Below are 17,343 nucleotides of genomic sequence, written 5' to 3'. Positions count from 1 at the left end.
CTGAATGCCCTTACCGTCCTGGTTTACCCGGCGGCCTGGCCAGCCGGGTCAATTCTTCAGATCAATGCAATGGTTCCTGGACCGCTTGCAGTTTTGCCGCCAGCTCGCCCAACTGCTGCTTTTCATAGAACAGGTCCGGCATCAGCCGGGTGCCGAAGTGTTTGTTCAGGCTGTCCGTCAGCTGCATCACCATGATCGAATCCAGCCCCAGGTCATGGACCTGCGCCGACTCGCCGATCTCCTGCGGCGCAAACCCCAGCTTGTGCTGCAACTGGTGCTGGATAAACGCCAGAATCCGCGTGCCGAAGGCGGCTTCAGCCTGGCCATCCTGCGCCGGGGGCATAGTGGCCACGGGCTGCGGCCTGGGGGCAACCGGCACGCCGGCGTCGTCGGCAAGCGCCCCCGCCAACCAGGGGTGATCCCGATGGACATGCGCCCGCTCCTGCTCGCCAAGGTGCAGGCTGACCCGCTCGGCCTTGAGGCAGATCCGCGCCTGCTGATCGAGCACCAGCACGCTGAACCCCAGGGCGTCGCCGCTGAGGTCGATCTGCGTCAGCACCACCGAAAACGGCCCGGCGGGCGGCTCGTAGCAACACAGCTGCTCGATGTTGCGCACGATGACCCGAGCCTGTGGCAGTCCCAGTTCTTCGAGCAGCAGATAAAGCGCTTTGTCGAGGGTGGTCGCCAGGTAGGGCGACAGCTGCAGGTTGTCGGCATGGTGATTGTGCCGATTGAGCGGTGGCCGGCCCTCCAGCAGCAAGCCGCTGCGGCTGATGGCCCCCCTGCCCTGGTGATCGAGGTAAGGCGCAAAGTCGTAACCGGCCTGGGCCAGTCGCCGGCTGATATCGGCGTCGCTCAAGCTGCCGTCAGCCTGCGTCTGGTTCAGCAACTCACTGGCAGCGTCCAGCAGCGACTGGGCCAGCGCCGGTTCGTTGCCGGTCAGCGGGTTGATCAGGGCAAACCCCAGGTTGAGTGACGGTTGCCCCGGACGTTGCACATCGAACTCGAGCTCCAACTGCCCTTCATCGATTTCCAGCAAGCGATACGCGAGCCCGCTGACGCTTGCCCAGTCGGCGATGAAGTGCTCGAACGCACAGGACACCGACAGGGTGCAGCCGGCAAACCGTGACACCAGCGCCGGCATCGCCAGGGCCACATCGGCAAAGTTGAAGGCGCTGATGCGTTGCCCACCGGGTGCCTGGTACAGGTAATCGAGCAATTGCGCCGGGATGAAGTCGGTGCGAAACAGCGCGCCGGGCTGGGTTGTCGAGCAGTTCTCGGCCACCAGGGGGTGCAGTTTTCCGGTGAACATCAGCGGATTGATGATGGCCGACTCGTAGTCCGGTTCGGTGTACCAGCAGCGGTTTTTTTCGAACGCGTAGGCCGGCAGGCTGATGCGCTGAGGCTGGCGCTGATACAGGCTGGCCCAATCGACCTGATTGTCTCCCCCCAGCCACTGCTTCAAGCGTGAAGTCAAAGGCCCGTCGCCCTCGGGTAGCTGCGCCGCATCGGTTTCCTGGAAGCGGTAGAAGGTGTCGCCGCCGTACTGCCCGTCGATGCAGGCGGTCAGCGCCTCCAGCAGCGCCTGGCGGCTGTCGCAGCGGATCACCAGGCGGTTGCGCAGGTTGTTCTTGCCAACCTGCAGCGTGTAGGCGATCTGTGCCAGCGGGGCCTCGCTGCTGGCCAGCCAGTCACGCAAACGGCTGAGGTTCTCCACCAGTAGCGACAGCTTGTGCACCGAGAACACAAACGCCAGGTGCTCCTCGGCGATCTGCCCGGCGGCGTCTGCCGGCTGCGGATATTCCTCGACGATCAGGTGAGCGTTCATGCCCCCGGCGGCAATCGAGGTCAATCCGGCCCGCCGTGGAAAGCGCTGCAGTTCACCCTGGATCATCCGCTCCGGGCGATGCCATTGGGTCAACTGCTGCGGCACCATGAAGGGCGTATCGGCAAAGTCGATGTCCTGGTTGAGCAAACCGGAATGGATCGATGGCGCAATATGCCCATGCTTGAGTTGCAGCAGGGTCTTGGTCAGCCCGGCCACGCCCGAGGCGGCCAACAGGTGGCCGATGTTCGACTTGATCGAACCCAGGTAACAGAACTGCTTCTCGTCGGTGTCGACGGCAAAGGCATTCTTGAGCCCCAGCACCTCGATCGGGTCCCCCAGGCGAGTGCCGGAACCGTGGCCCTCGACATAGGAAATCGACGCCGGGTGCACCTTGGCCTGCTCCATTGCCTGACGAATCGCCAGGGTCTGCAGGTCCGGGTTGGGCACATTGAAGCCGTTGCGTTCACCGGCGTTGGTGATCGCCGAGCCCTTGATCACCCCGTAGATCTGATCGCGGTCGGCGATCGCCCGGTCCAGGCGCTTGAGCAGCACCGCTCCCACCCCTTCGCCAATCACCGTGCCGTCGGCGCCCACCCCATAACTGTTGACCGATTGCGAGGTGATCGAGGTGAAGTTGCCCTGTGAGGTGTTGACCACCGTGTAGGGGTGGTACATCAGGTTCAGGCCACCGGCCAGCACCATCATGGTCTCGTCGTGGCGCAGCATCTGGAAGGCGCTATGAATGCAGGTCGAGGACGACGAGCACATGGTGTCGATAAACAGGCTGGGGCCGGTCAGGCCGTAGAAATACGACACCGTCATCGGGATGGTGGCCATGCCCGAGCCGGACGCGATCGAACCGCCGGACAGATTGTGTTCGAAACCGTAGTAGTGGTAGTCGTTGCTCATGGCACCGAGCAACACGCCGACATTGCCGCCATAGCGGCTTTGCAGGGTTTCCCGCGAATAACCGGCGTCTTCGAAGGTGTGCACCGCCGTCTGCAGGAACAGCCGCACTTCCGGCGACATGTGATCGGCATACACCTTGGGCATCTTGAAGTAGCTGTAGTCGAACTTGTCCACGTCCTTGATAAAGGAACCGTTGAGGCAGGTACTCTTGCCCAGCACATCACGGTTCTTGTAGTAGAGCTTGCGGTGATCCCAGCGCTCGGCGGGGAACTCGCTCATGCAATCGACGCCGTTGGCCAGGTTCTGCCACAGCTGGTCGATGCTGTCCGCACCGGGGTAATAGCCGCCCAGGCCGATCACCGCGACGTACTGCGCCAGGTCACTGTCCTCCACCGGCTCTGGGGCGGGCGAGGTGGCCGTGCTGCTGGCAACGGCGAAACGCTTGCCAGCCGGTGGCTGCGCTGAAGGCGCCGCAGGGCCGGCGGCCGGCAGTGGCTGCTCCTCTTCTGCCCGCAGCGCGGCAAAGCGCTGGCGATACTTGACCGCGAAGTGCTCCACCATGCCGGCAATGTTGACGTGTTCGAACAACAGGGTCTTGGGCAGTGAGCCCAGGTGTTTTTCCAGTTCATTGGTCACCCCCACGGCCATGATCGAATCAAAGCCGTAGACCTCGAACTTTTCCGCCGGATGGATTTTCGCCTCATCGATCTGAGTCACCTTGGCGATGATCCGGGTGACAAAAGCCGCGATGTAGGTGCGCAGCTCGCTGTCGCTCAACTGCGACGCGCCGCTGGCCGGCTGCGGTGCAGGCTCGTGCGCAGCCTGCGCCGGGACAGCGGGCGTCAGGCCAATGCCCGCCAGCCGCGACAACTGGCCATACACCACCCAGGCCTGAGGGTGGACCGACTGGGTCAACAGCTGGCGCAAACTGTCGAGGCCCTCGGCCTGTGGCATCGGCACGATACCCAACTGTTCGCGCAGCTGTTGTTCGATCACCGGCGCAAGGCCCATGCCGCCGTCGCGCCACAGCGGCCAGTTGATGCTCAGCGAGCGTCCTTTGCGCTTGCCATCGGCGGCCAGGTTCTGCCGGTAATGCATGTAGGCGTCCATCCAGGCATTGGCGCTGGCATAGTCCGCCTGCCCCAGGTTGCCCATTGCCGCCTGGGACGAACAGCAGAGCATAAAGTCCAGCGGTCGCTCGCCGATGGCCTGATCCAGGTTCTCGATACCGGCGACTTTCGCCGCCAGCACCTGGGCAAAGTCGCTGGCGGACTTGTGCATGATCAGGCTGTCGCGGATGACCCCAGCGCTGTGGATCAGCCCGTGCAACTGGCCCTGTTCAGCGTAAATGCCATCCATCCACTGGCTGACCGCCGCGGCGTCGCTGACGTCCAGCGACCGGTACACAACCCGGGCACCGAGAGCCTGCAGTTGCTCGAACATCCCTTGAGCCGCCGCACTGGGTTGGGAACGCCCCGCCAGGTACAGCACCGGGTTGCGGCAACTGCTGGCGATCTGCCTAGCGAACACCAGGCCCAGGCCGCCGGCCCCTCCGGTGATGGCATAGACCCCGCCATCGCGAAATGCCCCGGGCTCATCGGAGTGCGCCGGCTGCACGGCCAGTTCGCGCCATTGATGGGCGTAGAGGCTGCCGCTGGCGAAGACCCGCACCCGTTGCTCGCAATGAAAGCGACTCTGCCGGGCGATGACCTGGCTCATGGCCGCGTCGCCCATGTCAGGGTCCACCGCCACCAGCCGGGCCTTGAGTTCGCAGTTTTCAATCATTGCCGTACTCAGCAACGCGTCCAGGGCCGTCAGGCGCAGGTCGTCCTGGCCCTGGCCGACATAAAGTTGCAGGTAATCCCCAGTCCCGGCGCGGCGTTGCTGCAAGCACTCAAGCAGGGCCAGTGCCGCAGTCTGGTAGTGCGCCGCGCCGCTCGCCCCCGGTGCACCGGGCAATACGCTGACTTGCGAGCCGAACTGACGCCGCACATCCGCGACGACCGCGTCCGGCAGCCCCAACAGCAGCAGTTGGGGCCGGGCATCGCTGGGCAGCGCTTGACCTGGATTGTCGAGGGGTTGCCAGTACGGGGTGCGGATCAAACGGCCGAGTGCTTCGCCGCTCGCCCGCGGCGCCAATGTGGACACCGCCGGGGCTTCAACGCCGGTGCGCCGCGAGCTGAAGCCCTCCAGGTGCAGCAGGCATGCGCCGGCATGGTTGCAAATCTGCAGATCCACCTTGTCCACCGCCGCGCCATCCGGCAGGGCGCGGCGGCTGGCGATCACCGTCAACGGCGCCAGGCGCAGGGATTGTTCGAGCGAGCCGTACAGACGCAGGCTTTCCAGGGCAAATGGCAGTGCCGCAGCGGCCGCCTGTTGCCCGGCACCCAGGGTCGCGGCGATATGCAGCGCACTGTCGAGTATCCCCGGGGGCAAGGGCACGCCATCCATCTGCGGATCAAGGGCTGCGCCGGACAACTGGCCGAGCACCCGGTTCTGGCCAATGAGGATCTGCCCGGCCGCCCGGAAGCTGCTGCCGTAATGCACGCCCATGGACTCGAAGTCGCGATACAGCGCGTCATGGCTACGCTCGCCGAGGTTGCACTCAGCGGCCAGTTGCGACAGATCCAGCGCCGCCGGCATGGGGGGTGCAACATCGGCCAGCAGCGCGTCGCCCTGGGCATGCAACTGCTGCACCGTGCCGTCGAGGCTGTAGATCCTGAATGACAGGCTGTCCCCCGAGCTGAGCGTCAACTCACAGAACAGCTCGACTTCGCCAGCGCCTGCGCCCTGGGCAAAGGCCAGCGGCCGCAACCACACCAGGTTGCGCAGCGTGACCTGCTGCATGGGCCGCTCGCTGGCCCGGACAATCGCTTCGCGAGCCATTTCCAGGTACGCGGCGCCGGGGAAAATCAGCTGATCGCCCATTCGGTGATCCGCCAGAAAGCGCTCCCGACCGCTGAAACGGCTGACAAAACACTGGCGCGCCAGGGTTGAGACATTGCGCTGCAGCAGTGGGTGCAGGTGCTCTTTGGCCTGCCCGGCAGCGGCGGCCGAACGCGGGCGCGCCTGGGGCCAGTAGCGCTCGCGGGCAAACGGATAACCGGGCAGCGAAACCCGAGTGGGCGGCGCCGCAAACAGGCGCCGGCCGTCAATCTCATAACCTTGGCGGTAGCAGTCCGCCAGCCCCGACAACAGTTCGCGCAGCTCGGCGTCATGGCAGGTCAGGCTGTCGTCCAGCAACTGCTCGATATAACGCACCACGGTTTTGCGCGGGGCAAAGTCGCGTTCCACTTCACCGGCAAACAGGTTGGGCCGTTTCTCGCCGGCCAGGTAGCACTGCAGGCCGTAGCGGGTTTCTTCCAGATCCGCGGCCACCAGTGCCAGGCGATAGCGAAAGTGATGCCGCCCTTCGAGCAAGGTATGGCTGATCGCAGGCATCTGCGCATCCTGGTAACCGCCCTGCTCCAGCGCAACATTCAGTTGTGCGGCTTTTTCCTCCAGGGCCTCGGCGGTCTTGGCCGACAGCACCAGCACGTAGCAGGGACGCCGCAGTGCCGCGTCGTCGGCGCGCTGACTGTAGCTTTGCACAACCACGTGGGCGTTAGTGCCGCTCATGCCGAAGGCACTGACCGCGCCAAGGCGTTCGCGGTCGCGTCCGGCCTGGGGCCAGGGTTTGTTGGCCTTGTTGACGTAGAACGGGCTCTGTTGCCACTGGATGTAGTGGTTTTCCTGCTCGCAATGCAGGCTGGCCGGAATGGTTTCGTGGCGCAGCGCCTGCAACAGGCTGATGACGCTGACCAGCCCCGATGCGGCGAAGGTATGGCCCAGGTTGGTCTTGGTCGAGGTCAGGGCGCAATGGCCGGGGCTGTTGCCGCCAAAGGCATCGTTGAGGGCGTTGATCTCCACCGGATCGCCCAACTGGGTGCCGGTGCCGTGGGTGACGATGTAGTCCACCGCCTGGGTATCGATCCCGGCGCGGCGATAAACCTCTTCCAGCAAGCGTTGCTGGGACACCCCGCTGGGGGCGGTAATGCCGTTGGTCTTGCCGTCGTAATTGAGGCCGCTGGCGCGCAATGTGCCGTAGATCCGGTCGCCATCGGCCTCGGCGCGGGCCAGGGGCTTGAGCAGCACGCAGCACACCGCTTCCCCTGGCACCATGCCGTTGGCCCGATGATCGAAGGCAAAGCACTTGCCATCCGGCGAGAGCATCCCGGCCTGGGTCATGCCGATAAAGGCATCTGCGGAAAAGATCAGGTTGACGCCGGCCGCGATGGCCATCTCGCATTCCTGGTTGCGCAGGCTGGAGGCCGCCTGATGCAAGGCCACCAAAGCCGACGAGCAGGCGGTGTTGATGGCCATGGTGGGCCCGGTGAGGTTGAGAAAGTACGCCAGCCTGGAGGCCAGAATGCCGTTATGGCTGGAGGTCAGGCTCTCTTCGCCCGCCAGGCGCTGGAAGTCGCCCTCCTCGACCCCGACGAACATGCCGACGCGCTGGGTTGCCAGCTGACGCGGGCCGATGCCGGCGTCCTCCAGGACATTCCAGGACTCCTGCAACAGCAGGCGCTGCCTGGGGTCGAGGTGGGTGGCCTCGCGGGGTGAAATCTCGAAAAACAGCGGATCGAACTCGTCGATCCCCGGTACGCTGCCCATCCAGATGCAGCGGGTCTTGGTCGGGTTTTCCCGGGGGTCGCCATAATGCTCGCGCCAGTCATAACGCTCGGGCGGAATCTCGCTGACCATGTCGCGGCCCTCGGCCAGCAACTGCCACAACTCATCGGTTGTGCGGGCACCGGGAAAGCGGCCGCTGATGCCAATGATGGCCATGGCCTCGGTGGCCGGGGCCGAGGCGCTGGCAGAGCTCGTCAGTGGCGCCGGTTGTGCTTCGGGTTGTGTTTCTGGCTGTGCTTCTGGCTCGGCTTGCGGGCCGCGGGTCACGGGGTGCAGGTAGCAGGCTTCAACCGCCTGGCGGTGCTGCGCCAGCAAGTGCGCGGCGAGTTTGGCCAGGGTCGAATGGCTGAAAAACACTTCCGGGGTCAACGTCAGGCCGAAGTGACGGTTCAACAGCCCGGCATATTCGGCCAGGCTGATGGAGTCGAAACCGAAGTCGGCGAGGTTGCACTCCTCCCCCAGGCTCTGCCGTTCGGCCTGCAGCGGCCGGCTTGCCAGTTCCCGCAGGTCCCAGGCCAGGGATTGTTCCAGGCTCAAGCCCTTGAGTTCGGGGCGACTGTGGGCTGGGGCGCGTGGCAGAACGGCTGCCGGGTGGCCAGCCGCGGCTTTGGCCGTCGGTTGATTGATCCCCTCCAGCAGCTGTTGCAAGCGCGCCGGTTGGCCTGCCAGCACCAGGACCTGCGGGATATCGCTGCCGACAATCTGGCGCAGCAATGCCAGGCCCTCGGCGCTTTCCAGCATGCGCTGGCCGCTGGACTTGAGGTAGAACTCGGTGGACTCGCGCTCGCCCAGCGCCATGCCGCCCTCGCGCCACAGCGGCCAGTTGATCGCCACCACCCGCCGGGCACGCCCACGCTGTACGTAACGGGCATAGGCCTGCTGGAAACGGTTGGCCATTGCGTAGCTGCATGCACCCATATCCCCCAGCAACGCCGAGCTGGAGGAGAAATGACAGATCAACGCCAGGGGTTGCTCCGCCAGCACCTGGTCCAGCACCTGAGTGGCCCCGATCTTGGCATTGAGTACTGCGGCGAATGCCTCTGGCGAACTGGCCAGAACACTGCCACTGGCCTGCAGACCGGCCGCATGAATCAGGCCATCGATCGGCCCGCTCTGCGCCAGTACCGGGGCCAATGCCGCCGTCAGCGCCGGGCGATCCGCGCAATCGGCCTGGACATGGAAAACCCGGCAGTGCTCATGGCTCAGTGCGTCGATCCGTGCCCGGGTGGTGGCCGACAGTGGCGAGCGACCGTTAAGCAACAACTGCAATTGACCGTCAGTGCGCAGTCGTGCGCGGTTCGACAGCTCGCCCGCCAGCAACAAGCCCAGTTCGCCGAGGCCGCCGGTGATCAGCAGGGTATTGAGTTGGTCCAGGGCCAGCGGCTCGGCGGCAGCTTCCACGGGGGCCGCTATCAGGATCGGGCGCTGGGACCGCGTGTCGCGGTACAGCCGGCTGCCCGTCGGCTGGCCGCTCAGTTGCCGCCACAGGCGCTGCAACCAGCGACGCTCGTCGGCACCCGCGCCGGGCACGTCGATGGCCTCGTCGATGGCCACCTCGACGGCGCACGCCATCAGGCTGCCCAGGGAGCGTTCAATGCCGATCCAGGACTCCAGGTGACAACGCTCAAGGCCATTGCTGGCCCGGCCTGCCAGCAACAGCCGCGCCACCGGCGCCGCGGTCACAGCCATGGCCTTGAGCAAGGCGACAATCGGGCTGCTGTCGCTGATCCAGCGGCGATCATCCATGCCCCACAGATACAGGACCCGGGTCGCAACGGCGCTGCCCAGCACCTGCTGCAGCCCTTGCTGCAGCAGGTGCGGGTGATGCACCGCCACCCGGTAATGGCCCTCCTGATCACGTTCATTGAGCGGGCCGGGCGCGACGAACAGCAGCTCGGTGTCCGGGCTCAGGGCCTGGACCTCATCGGCCAATTGCCGACGCAGCCCTGGCTCGGCCAACAGGCAGATCAGCCGCTTGATCCCGGCGCCGCCGCTGGGCTCCTCGACGTCCTGCCACTGTTCGCTACAGGTGAGCAGCGAGGGCTCAGGCGTCGCAGTTGCGCCGCCGGGTGTCGGCGCTTCCAGCCAGTAGCGGTCTTTGGCAAAGGCATAGCCCGGCAGGCCGATGCGCGCGGGACGGTGTCCGCTGCCATAGAGCTGCGCCCAGTCGATGCCGTTCTCAGTGTCTGCCCCCGCGAGCCACAGCGCCGCCAGTTGCCCCAAGTCAGCCGCAGCCAGGGCCTGTTCGCAGGTCATCAGCGGCCCGGCTGGCGGGTCGGCGCGCTGGCCATCGATCCAGGCTTGCAGTTGCTGTTGCAGTTGCTCATGGCTATCCACGCTGAAAATCGCCCGGGCCGCCATGGCTTCGCGCCCGGTTTGCAGGGTGTAGGCCAGCGCGGCGAGGTCAGGGCTGTGTTGCTTGAGGTAGTCGAGCAGGCGCGCCACCTGCTGCTGCAGACGCTGTTCATTGCGCGCGGACAAGGGCACCAGCACCGTCTGCCCCTGGTGCGTGGCGAACGTGCGTTGCTCGCGATACTCCTCCAGCACCGCATGGGCGTTGGTCCCGGAAAAACCGAATGAACTGACGCCCGCGCGCCGCGGCGTGGCTTGTTCCGGCCAGTCGCAGCCCTGTGTGTCGATCAGCAGCGGCGAGTCTTCGAGCTTGATATGGGGGTTGTGCTGCTGGAAATGCCCCAGTGCCGGCAGCTTCTTGTGTTTCATCTGCAGCAGCACCTTGAGCACCCCGGCAATGCCGGCAGCGCCCTCGGTATGGCCGATGTTGGCCTTCACTGAACCGATATGGCAGAACCCCCGGTCGTTGGTGTAGCGGGCAAAGGCGCGCTTGAGCGCGTTGATCTCGATCGGGTCGCCGAGCCGGGTGCCGGTGCCGTGGGCCTCGATGTAACTCAGGGTGCGCGGATCGATCGCGGCGTTCTGCCAGGCCTGGACGATGACGTTTTCCTCCCCGGCCACGCTCGGCGCGGTGAGCGAGGGGGTGTAGCCGCCATGCAGCGCCGCCGAGCCCTTGATCACGCCATGGATCGGATCGCCATCGGCCAGTGCCTGTGCCAGTGGCTTGAGCAACAGCGTGGCGACGCACTCACCGGGCACATAGCCATCGGCGCGCGCGTCGAAGGTGTGGCAGCGGCCGGTTGGCGACAGCGCCCGGATCGCTGAAAAGTAACGATAGTGCCAGGACGACAGCAGCAAGTTGCTGCCGCCGACCAAGGCCATCCCGCACTCACCGTTGCGCAATGCCATGCAGGCGGCATGCAACGCCACCAGCGACGAGGAGCAGGCGGTGTTGAACATCAGGCTCGGCCCCTTGAAGTCGAACCAGAACGAGATCCGGTTGGCGGCGATGGTGCCGCTGCCGGTGGCGATGTACGGGTCCATCGGCAGACCCAGTTCGCTGATCTTGTCGATGTATTCGTTGAAGCAAGAGCCGATGAACACCCCGGTGTTGCTGCCGCGCAGCCCCGCAATCACCCCGGCATGCTCGGCGCAGGTGTAGGCGCTCTGCAGCAGCAGCCGCACTTGCGGGTCCATCCACTGGGCTTCGCGGCGCGACAGGTTGAAAAAGCCGGCGTCGAACTTGTCGACGTCGGCGATGAAGCTGCCCCAGCGCGAATAGGTCCGGTCCTGGGCCTCGGGATCGGCGTCGAACCAGGGCTCGATGTCCCAGTGATCCGCCGGCACCGGCTTGATCAGCTCCAGGTCCTGCCAGAGGTTGCGCCAGAACTGATCCAGATCCCCGGCTTCGGCGAACTGCCCGTGCAGGCCGATGATGGCGATATCGCTCTGGGGCAGCTTGCCCGCCTGGGGTGTGGCCTGGGTTTGGCTGATCACCTCGGGCCCCGTCACAGGCTGGGCTGGCCAGTCGACCTGCACTGGCACCGCCGCCCCGCTCTGCTCCCCCAGCAGCCTGATGAACGCCGCGGGGTGTTGCTGCCAGAGAAACGTCGCCAGCTCGGCGAGGCTCGGGTACTCAAAGAACACCGTGGCTTCCAGTTCGATCTGCGCCGCACTGGCGATGCACTGCGCCAACTGCACCAGTTGCACGGATTCGAGGCCCAGGTCCATCAGGTTACGCAGGCGTTGCTGCTTGCTCACCTGGCTCGCGCCAATGCCGTGCAACTGAGCCAGCAGATAGTCTTCCATCGCGGCGGCGCTGCCGGTCCGGTGCGGCGCTTCAGGGGCAACCAGGCCGGCACTGCGCAGGCGCTTGAGCGAGCAGCCCTTGAACTGGGCAATCAATGCGCCGTCGTCGCTGTACAAGTCAGCGTCGAACAACAGCAGTTCGCCGGAGTTCTTCAGCAAACGGGCATGAATCCAACCGCTGGCCGGGGCCTGGCGCCGATGAAACGTCAGGGACTTGATCCCCAGGGGAATGTAATGACTGGCCAGTTGCTCCGCGGCCAACAGGGGAATGAGGGTCATGAAGGCGCTGTTGATCAGCAATGGATGCAAGGCGTAGTGGCGTTCATCCTTGAGCAGCACCCGCGACACCGCCTCACGGCCGTTGGCTTGCAGGTAGAGCGCTTGCAGGGTGCGATAGCTCTGGCCAATGTGCAGTTGCTCGCTGATCCGGTAGATCGACTCCAGTTCCACCGCGGTCATGCCGGCGCGCAGCTCGGCTGGCGGCACTGACGGGGAGCTCATTGGCAGGGATGAAGCCGCGACCGCCAACAATTCGCCACTGGCCACCACCTGCCAGGGCTCCAGCGGCGTGCGCCGGCACACGGCCTCGAACCCGGGCTGCCCGGCACGGATCGCCACTTCAAGCTGTTCGCCTGCGGCCAGGGCCATGGGCGCGGCAAACGTCAGCCTCTGCAACTGCAGCGCCTGACCCTCGCTGAGCTGGCCCAGCCCGTGCTCCAGCGCCAGGCTGGCGTAGGTCAGCCCCAGGAGTATCTGCTGGTGATTGAACTGGTGATCGCGCAGGCACGGTTCATCGTAGTGATACACGGCGGCGGCGCTGAGCTCGGCATTGGCCGGTGGCGCTTCGATACGTCGTGGCGCCGGCTCTTGCAGCGCCTGGGCCCTTAGCCTTTCGAACTCCAGCGCCGCTTGTTCGACGCTGATTTCCTGTCGTTGGATCTTGCCATGCAGAACCCTGATTTTACTGTCCACTGCTCTCTCCAATCCTTGGTTCTGATAGTGCTCGCAATACGAAATCGACTCTGCGCCTTGCCGCCTCAGGCGCCGCTGAAGTCGAGGAAGGCTTTGTTCGAAGGCCGCAGGAACGGCAGGTAGGCCGGCGGCGGCATCTTGCCCACCAGGCGCGGCACGTTGCCCTTGGGGCCCAGCTCCCGGGCCAGCATGGCGATAAACAGGGTGATCTCCAGCGCCGCCACATGGCGCCCGAGGCAGGCATGAGGGCCGCCGCCGAACTGGCAGGTTTCCACCTGATTCAGCGCACGGTCCAGGCCCAGCCAGCGCTCCGGTCGCCAGCTGTCGGGGTCCGGGTAGCGTTCGGGATTGCGGGAAACGTGCAGCAGGCTGACCCCGGCCATGACCCCGGCGGGAATCCTCTGCCCGAGCAACTCGAACTCGGTGTGCACCTTGCGCATTTCAAAGGGCGCCGGTGGGTACAGGCGCATGGTTTCACGGAATATCCCTTCAGCCAGCGGCACTTGCCTGACCAGTTCCTCGTGGGTCACCGGCAGGCTTTCCAGCCCGGCGACCTGCTCGCACAGCTGCTGCCAGACATCTGGATGCTGCGACAGCATCAGCGCCGACCAGGCCATCACCGCCGCGGTGGTTTCCGAGCCGGCAAACCCCAGCCCGAGAATGTTGTGCACCAGTTCGACTTCGGACAGGCCGTTGCCCTGCTCATCGCGGCCCAGGATCATCGCCCCCACCAGGCTGTCGTGGTCATTGTTGGCCCGTGTGGTGGCGACAATCTGCGCCACTCGCTGCTCCAGCCAGCCCCGCGCCTTGCGACAGCGCCACGCCGGAAAACCGGGCAGATTGATCTTCAACGGAATCATGCCGAGGAAAAACTCCTCGTACTGGTGACGCCACAACTCCAGCTCGTGGGTTGCAATCCCCAGAATCCGGAATACCACTTCCAGGGCGATGTCCTTGGTCTGGGGAAAAATCGCCAGCTGGTTTTCCCGGCTCCAGTGCTTGAGCCGCTGATCGATGGTTTCCACGATGAACTGGCCCACCTTGGCGCGGGTCAGGCCCTTGGGGGTGAAGGCATCGGTGCTGGCCTTGCGTGCATTGCGGTGGCGCGGGCCATCAAAGGCGTTCATCGCCTCGCCGGTAATCACCGGCATCTGTTCACGCAGGAATGAATTGTCGGTGTACTTGTTCTGCAGGATCGCCAGCCCCGCCTCGTCGACGATTTGCAGCACCGGTAACTGGCTGCCGAAATAGGTCCAGAACATCGGCCCGCACGCGGCCTCGGCCTGACGCAACTCGCCGAGGGCGTCCTTGCCAATCTTGTGCACGTGCCCGAGCAAGGGGATCTTGCCGGGCATCACCGGGAATCCGTCCTTGATCTTGATGTTGGCCGCCAGTGGCCGGGCAGCCTTGAGCCGCGGCTGGGCAGCGTCGGCCGTGCTCTGCGCGGGTACGGTGGTGTCTTCAATCTGGCTCATAACCTTCCCTGTTCATTGGTGGTGCCGGTGAGCAACTGGGCAAACTGCGCGGCGTCCAGCTCACCGCCGCTGATGCGTCGGTACAGATCACTGGAGAACAACGCGCAGGGCGCCGTGGCCGACTGGGGCGGCGCCGGTGGATGCTCAAACTCATAACCGGGCAGTTGCATTCGATTGCCGCCCTGGGGAAACAGCGCCGAAGTATCCAGTTCGGCGCCGCGACACCAGGCCTCGCCCTTTTGCGCCAGTGATCCGCTGGCGATTTGCGGCTCAGCCTCTTCAATGCCATCCAGCGGTGACAGCCAGCAGCCATTATCCGGCGTGCCGGCCAACAACAATGTCAGGCGTGCCCGCAATTGCTGGCAGTCATCCACCACCAAGGCGGCGCGATGGGCCAGACGCTGTTCGCGCAGGGCTAAACTGTAGGCCAGATCTGACAGATCGATAGGCCGATTCCCATCGATTAATCCCTGAAGTTTGTTCAGATAGGCCAAGAGGCTGCCCCGGCTGGCTGCGGCGACGATCAGCAGTTGCTCGCCGGGCATGGGGCTCAGTGCTGGTCGCGCTGGCTGATACTCCTCCAGCACCAGGCTGGCGTAGGTGCCGCCTGCGCCAAAGGAGTTGATCAGGCAGCGGCGCGGCTGGCCGCTGTCATCCGTGGTCCAGGACGACGCCTGCTGTTGCAGGTAAAAGGCGCTGCCGTCCAGACGGATATGCGGGTTCAGCGGCTCGGCATTGATCGAGGGCGCCAACATTTGATGCTGCAGTTGCAGCAGCACCTTGGTCAGCTGGGAGATCCCCGAGGCGGCCTCAAGGTGACCGATGTTCGACTTCAGCGTGCCCAGCGCACAGCTGCCCGGCGCCAGTTCGGCAAAGACTTTTTTCAACGCCGCCACTTCAATCGGGTCGCCGAGTTCCGAACCATTGGCCGCCGCTTCCACGTAGTTGATCTGCGCCGGCTGCAAGCCTGCGCGCTGGATGGTCTGGGCGATCAAGCGGGCTTGCTGGCGGGTATTGGGGGCCGAGTACTGCAGCTTGCCGCCACCATGATTGAGGCCAGTGCTCTTGATCACCCCATGGATTCGGTCGCCATCGGCCACGGCCGCTGCCAATGGTTTGAGCAGCACGGCGCCGGCGCCCTCCCCCGGCAGCATGCCGTCGCTCTGGCCAAAGCCGCGACTCGATTGCCCACTGCCCAGCAGCTTGGCCAGCTTGAGAGTCTGGTAGCGGGACGGGTCGAGGATCAGGTTGACGCCACCGGCCATGGCCATCGCGCATTCGCCCTGCAACAGACTCTGGCAAGCCAGATGAATCGCCGACATGGAACTGGCGCATGCGCTGTTGACCGCCAGGCTCGGGCCCTTGAGATCGAACGCGTGGGAAATCCGGTTGGGCAGCTGCCAGTCGGTGACATTGGCCTTGATCGCCGCCTGTGCAGCTGGGTCCTCGCGCAGCGAGGACGGGTTGTACATCGAGCCGATGAACACCCCGATGGCCTGCGTGTCGTCCTGCTGGAACCGGGCCAGGGCATCGCTGTTGTAACCGGCGCTCTCGAAGGTCAGCCAGGCCACTTCGAGCATCTGCCGCAGCGGCGGCGAGCAGTGCTGCGCCTCGGCGTCGGAAATCGCGAACAGCTGGTGATCAAAGGCCTCGACCTGGTCCAGGAAGCCGCCGTAGTAGCGTTGGTCGCCGTTCAAGGCCGCTGACCAACGCTGGCCGCCGGCCTCGCTGATACAGTCGCGACCGTTGCGCAGGTTGTCCCAGAACGCGTCCAGATCACCCGCCATCGGATAGCGCCCATTGACCCCGATAATCGCGATGTCGCGGCTCACAGCCCGAGGCTCGACCCTGCCTGAGGTATGCGGCGCGGGCCGCAGCTGGGTGTGACCACGGGCCGGCAGCGGCGCCTCGGCCGGTGCTAGCGGTGCCGGGCGTTCGGCCAGTTGCGGGGCAAAATGACGGGTCAGCGCTGGCCGGTGTTCGGCCACCAGGTAGCGGGTCAGCTGATTGATGGTGTTGTGTTCGAACAAGAGGGTGCGCGACAGCTCGCCGGCGCTTTTTTCCAGCGCCTGGATCAGGCTGATCTGCAGGATGGAATCGATGCCATAGCGATCAAACGCGGTGTCGCGCTGCAAACGCTCGGGCGCCATGTTCACCAGCTTGGCCAGCACCTCGGTGATCAGTTGCCGGCAGTGTCCGGCCAGTACCTCTTCTTCCATCTCGGCCTCGGGGCCGGGGTTTGGCGCCTGGGGCGCGACCGGCAACGGCGCGACGTCGACCCGGGCCGGCAGGCAGACCACGCCATCGCTGGCGGCAACGATGATCTGCTGGCCCAGGGAATGGCTGGCCGAGGCCGGAAAGGCAAGGTCCTCAAAACCTTGGCCCAGCAGCAGTTGCCGCCAACGCTCGGGGTACACACCAGGGCAGCCGGGAATGCGCAGCGCCGTGTCGTTGTGCAGCCACCAGCCTTCGAGCAGGCCGAACGTCAGGTGGGTGAACAGCGAACGGTCGCTGATTTCATTCAGCACCAGCAGCCCGCCCTGGCGCAGCGCGGTCTTGGCGTTTTGCAGGGTGCGCCGCAGGTCGGGGGTGGCGTGCAGCACATTGGTGGCGATCACCAGGTCATAGTGCTGCAGGCGGATGCCTTGCTCGGCGCAGGGTTTGCCCACATCGAAAATCGCCGTGCGCAGGTAAGGCGCCCGGGGCGCGAAATGCGTTTGGGCATGGTTCAGGAACGCCTGGGACAGGTCGGTGTAGCAGTATTCGGCAATGCCCTGTTGCCACGGGCCCAGGCTGTTTATCAGCCCCGCAGTGGTGCCGCCGGTGCCGGCGCCGATTTCCAGAATCCGCAGCGGCTGGCCGTTAGCGGCCTGACGGCGGGCGACGTCGACGACCACCTGGCCCAGCACGGCATTGAAGTAATCGCAGACCCGATTGTTTTTGTAGATGCCCTCCACCAGGTCCATCGAGCCATTGGGGAACATCACTGCGGTAGCCAACTGCTCACCGCGCAGAATGCCCGGCAATGCCCGGACAAAGGTCTGCAGCAGTTGCACTTGCGCCTGCAGGTCGGCGTCTTGGCACCATTGTTCACTTGCCAGCTGCCATTGCGCGGCCAACGCCGCCTGATCAGGCAGGGCCGACAACAACCGCCCCTGCTCATCGATATCAGCGTTTTGCACCAACCAATCCAGACTTTCGCGCAGCCAGCGGCGATAGAACGGCTGGGCCCGCAGATTGGCCGCCACCGCCGGATCGGCGGCGATCCGTTGCTCGGTCAGCGGCCCGCCGGCGGCCAGGGCGCCGAGGCAGGCGAAGATATGAGCC

At 65.1% G+C, this 17,343-nt stretch carries 3 protein-coding genes (1 of these 3 cut by a window edge); all 3 read right to left on the bottom strand.

Features of this window, described 5'->3' with window-relative positions; translation table 11 throughout:
* Positions 1 to 61 precede the first annotated feature (61 nt).
* Positions 62 to 12,541: an SDR family NAD(P)-dependent oxidoreductase gene (locus PFZ56_RS20635; protein ID WP_394304428.1), complete on the bottom strand. Its 12,480-nt coding sequence runs from the start codon at positions 12,539 to 12,541 to the stop codon at positions 62 to 64.
* A gap of 65 nt (positions 12,542 to 12,606) precedes the next feature.
* A complete protein-coding gene (locus tag PFZ56_RS20630) occupies positions 12,607 to 14,016 on the bottom strand; it encodes a cytochrome P450 (RefSeq protein ID WP_110595677.1) in 1,410 nt (469 codons plus the stop codon).
* On the bottom strand, positions 14,013 to 17,343 hold the 3' end of the coding sequence (locus tag PFZ56_RS20625; RefSeq protein WP_394304427.1) for an SDR family NAD(P)-dependent oxidoreductase. 8,810 nt of this gene lie beyond the right edge of the window; the window shows 3,331 of its 12,141 coding nt (coding positions 8,811-12,141); its start codon lies off the right edge, out of view; it ends in the stop codon at positions 14,013 to 14,015. The genes PFZ56_RS20630 and PFZ56_RS20625 overlap by 4 nt, the downstream gene beginning before the upstream one ends.

This window comes from Pseudomonas danubii (genome assembly GCF_042980055.1).
Classification (GTDB): Bacteria; Pseudomonadota; Gammaproteobacteria; order Pseudomonadales; family Pseudomonadaceae; genus Aquipseudomonas; species Aquipseudomonas danubii.
The sequence above is the reverse complement of the archived record's forward strand: the minus strand, read 5'-3'. Positions and strand labels throughout refer to the sequence as shown.